The 3,109-nt window shown below is 42.3% G+C and carries 3 protein-coding genes; all 3 read left to right on the top strand.

Going from position 1 to position 3,109, the window contains the following annotated elements:
* Window positions 1-291: 291 nt before the first annotated feature.
* The 3 genes from WAM07_RS14585 (at window position 292) to WAM07_RS14575 (ending at window position 2,972) form a co-directional block, all read left to right on the top strand.
* Window positions 292-789 carry a GNAT family N-acetyltransferase gene (locus tag WAM07_RS14585; RefSeq protein ID WP_422167989.1) on the top strand — a complete coding sequence of 166 codons (498 nt, stop codon included), beginning with the start codon at window positions 292-294 and terminating at the stop codon, window positions 787-789.
* 92 nt (window positions 790-881) lie between these two features.
* On the top strand, window positions 882-2,294 hold the full coding sequence (locus WAM07_RS14580; RefSeq protein WP_422167987.1) for a SpoVR family protein: 1,413 nt from the start codon (window positions 882-884) through the stop codon (window positions 2,292-2,294).
* Between the two features lie 144 nt (window positions 2,295-2,438).
* Window positions 2,439-2,972 carry a hypothetical protein gene (locus tag WAM07_RS14575; protein ID WP_422167985.1) on the top strand — a complete coding sequence of 178 codons (534 nt, stop codon included), beginning with the start codon at window positions 2,439-2,441 and terminating at the stop codon, window positions 2,970-2,972.
* Window positions 2,973-3,109: the final 137 nt, after the last annotated feature.

Below are 3,109 nucleotides of genomic sequence, written 5' to 3'. Positions count from 1 at the left end.
ACCCTACGTCGTGTAGGGCCATAGGAAAGTGTTCAAATGTGGAATTACCCCGAAAGACACGAACAGCATAAGCCGAGCATCAAAAGGACGGTGGTCTTGTCCGTTGATGAACGGCTTATGTCTCGAGTGTCTGGGTGATGGAACAAGACGAGTTATTTCCCCACCAGCCCTCTTCCACATAGAGTAACGGACCCCCAACTATCTCGAAACTGAGTCTTCAACAAACGGGAGCTTACCTGTAAAATCAACTTGGAGGTTTATTAGAGCTAAAGTATAAAGGAGGCGCTTGTCATGAGAATCATTACACTTACACCAATAATGGCTGAAGCTTACGTTAAGTTAGGAGAACAACTGGAAGCGGAAACTGATTTTCTTTTATATGGGGCTGGGGAACGCCAGATGAGTGTGGATCAGGCAGAAAATATGCTCGAAAGCGTCCAGGATCAGGAGAATGCAGTTATACTAGCTGCTGAAAACGCCGGGGAACTGATTGGGCATCTTATGTGTATTGGCGGGCGCGCAGAGCGAAATCGGCACACGGTTCAGATTGTTACAGGTGTCCTGAAGATGTATCAGGGACAGGGGATCGCTTCTCAATTATTCAGTAAAGTGGAAGAATGGGCGCGGAAGAATCAAGTTCACCGTATGGAGTTGACTGTAATGGTACATAATGAGCCGGCCATCCAGTTGTATAAGAAAGCTGGTTTTATAAAAGAAGGGGTCAAACGTGATTCGTTATATGTAAACCATCAATGGGTAGATGAGTATGCTATGGCTAAAATCCTCTAGTCCCCAATGAAAGATTAGAAGCATCAATCTTTCATGTTCTCTCGCTCCTTCTCATATAGTAAGATAAGTGAAATCAAAGGAGGAGGGGCCCTTTGAAACCAGAGGACCAGAAACAATTGCACAATGCGATCAAGGAAATTACGGAGATTGCCAAGGGATTCGGTCTTGACTTTTATCCGATGCGTTATGAGGTTTGTCCTGATGATATCATTTATACCTTTGGAGCGTATGGAATGCCTACGCGCTTTTCTCACTGGAGCTTTGGAAAACAGTATTACAAAATGAAGATACAGTATGATCTCGGTTTAAGTAAAATTTATGAACTGGTGATAAATTCAAATCCTTGTTACGCCTTTTTACTGAACTCCAATAGCTTGATTCAAAATAAACTGATTGTGGCTCATGTACTTGCCCATTGTGACTTTTTCAAAAATAATGCGCGCTTCCAGAATACAAAGCGGGATATGGTAGAAAGCATGGCGGCGACGGCTGAACGAATTGCTTCTTATGATAAATTATACGGTAAAGCAGAGGTGGAATCTTTCTTAGACGCTGTACTTGCGATACAGGAGCATATCGATCCATCGATTGTACGGCCCAAATTGGCCTGGACGATGGATGAAGATGAAGAAAGTGTGGAGAAATCCATATCCACTCCATACGATGATATTTGGAAGATTGATGAGTCCTCTTCAGAAGATCAGTCCATGTTCCGTAAGAAAAAGAAATTCCCGCCAAGACCTGAAAAGGACTTGCTCTTGTTTATTGAACAATACAGCCGCGAACTTGAGGACTGGCAGCGCGACATCTTAACGATGATGAGAGAAGAGATGCTTTACTTCTGGCCGCAGCTGGAAACGAAAATCATGAACGAAGGCTGGGCTTCTTATTGGCATGCCAGAATTTTGAGAGAGATGGATTTGACCAGTGACGAAGTGATCGACTTTGCCAAGCTGAATGCGAGCGTCGTGCAGCCTTCAAAAACTCAGCTCAATCCTTATTACTTAGGATTGAAAATATTTGAAGATATTGAGTACAGGTACGATAACCCGACGGAAGAAATGAAAAAGCATGGAATCCAGGAGAATTCCGGCAGAGAAAAGATGTTTGAAGTTCGTGAAATCGAATCGGACCAAAGCTTCATTCGGAACTATTTGACCAAGGAACTTGTGCGTCAGGAAGATTTATACTTATTTCAAAAGCAAGGACAGAAATATAAAATTACGGATAAGGACCATGAGGCGGTAAGAGATCAGCTGGTTACAATGAGAGTCAATGGAGGTTTCCCTTACATTACGGTTCAGGACGGAGATTATATAAAAAGCGGAGAGCTATATTTAAAGCATCATTATGAAGAGGTTGAACTGGATGTGAGTTATTTAGAGAAAACGATCCCTTATGTGTATCAATTGTGGGGACGTCCGGTCCATTTAGAAACAAGAGTAGAACATAGAGATGTAGTGTTCAGCTACAGCGGTAAAAAAATACAGAAGAAATACTTATAATAGCGAAGACTGTCGATGTAGGGACTTACTAAAGCCCGCGGAGACAGTCTTTTTTACTATCTTGGAATTGTTACGCGGACGTCTGTAAAAAATCTGGTATAATATTCTAAAGATTCATTATATCGGATGCGAGAGGTGGAAGCGATGAAAGCACTTCGTTGGACACTGTATGGTTTTCTGGCTGTTCTGCTGATCGTTATTATTTTTTTTCAGATCAACAAAGATTTCAACCAGCTTGCGCAGGGGCAGGCATATCCCGTGACTGCTTCCCCTGAAAGACGTCCTGTTTCTCTGACTTCGTCGCCTCTCGAGATTGAAGGTTCAGGTGTCCAGGTTACGCCGTTGTATCATGGTCTGGATACAGGAAAACTTTATTTGGGAATTTCATATGGAAAATTAGATCTGGCACAAAAGAAGGATTATAAGTGGAAGAAAGAAGACGGGGCTGTTCAGTTTTTGGTTAAAGTTGTAGATACGAACGGGACAAACTTTAGTGGAAAGACAACAGGAACGGTAAAGGGAACATTTTCTACTTTTCAATATGTACAGGTGGAAGATTTTGATGTACACGAAAAGACCGAGGATCTCACCCTGTTATTCTACCCGCTTATTGATAAAAAAGGGAAAGATGTTCCCAGCGAACAACCAAGCTTTCAAGTAAACGTACCTATACAGTGAAGAAACGTTACTTCCCTGACAGCATATGATACAATGATGAGTAGCTAATAACAGGAGAGGAGCGGGAACTATGAAGGCCTTTACACATCGTTTGGTTAAACCAATGGCCGAATTGTTATTTCCGCTCCAGAAGTAGA

This window comes from Halobacillus sp. (genome assembly GCF_049282395.1).
Classification (GTDB): domain Bacteria; phylum Bacillota; class Bacilli; order Bacillales; family Halobacillaceae; genus Halobacillus.
The sequence above is the reverse complement of the archived record's forward strand: the minus strand, read 5'-3'. Positions and strand labels throughout refer to the sequence as shown.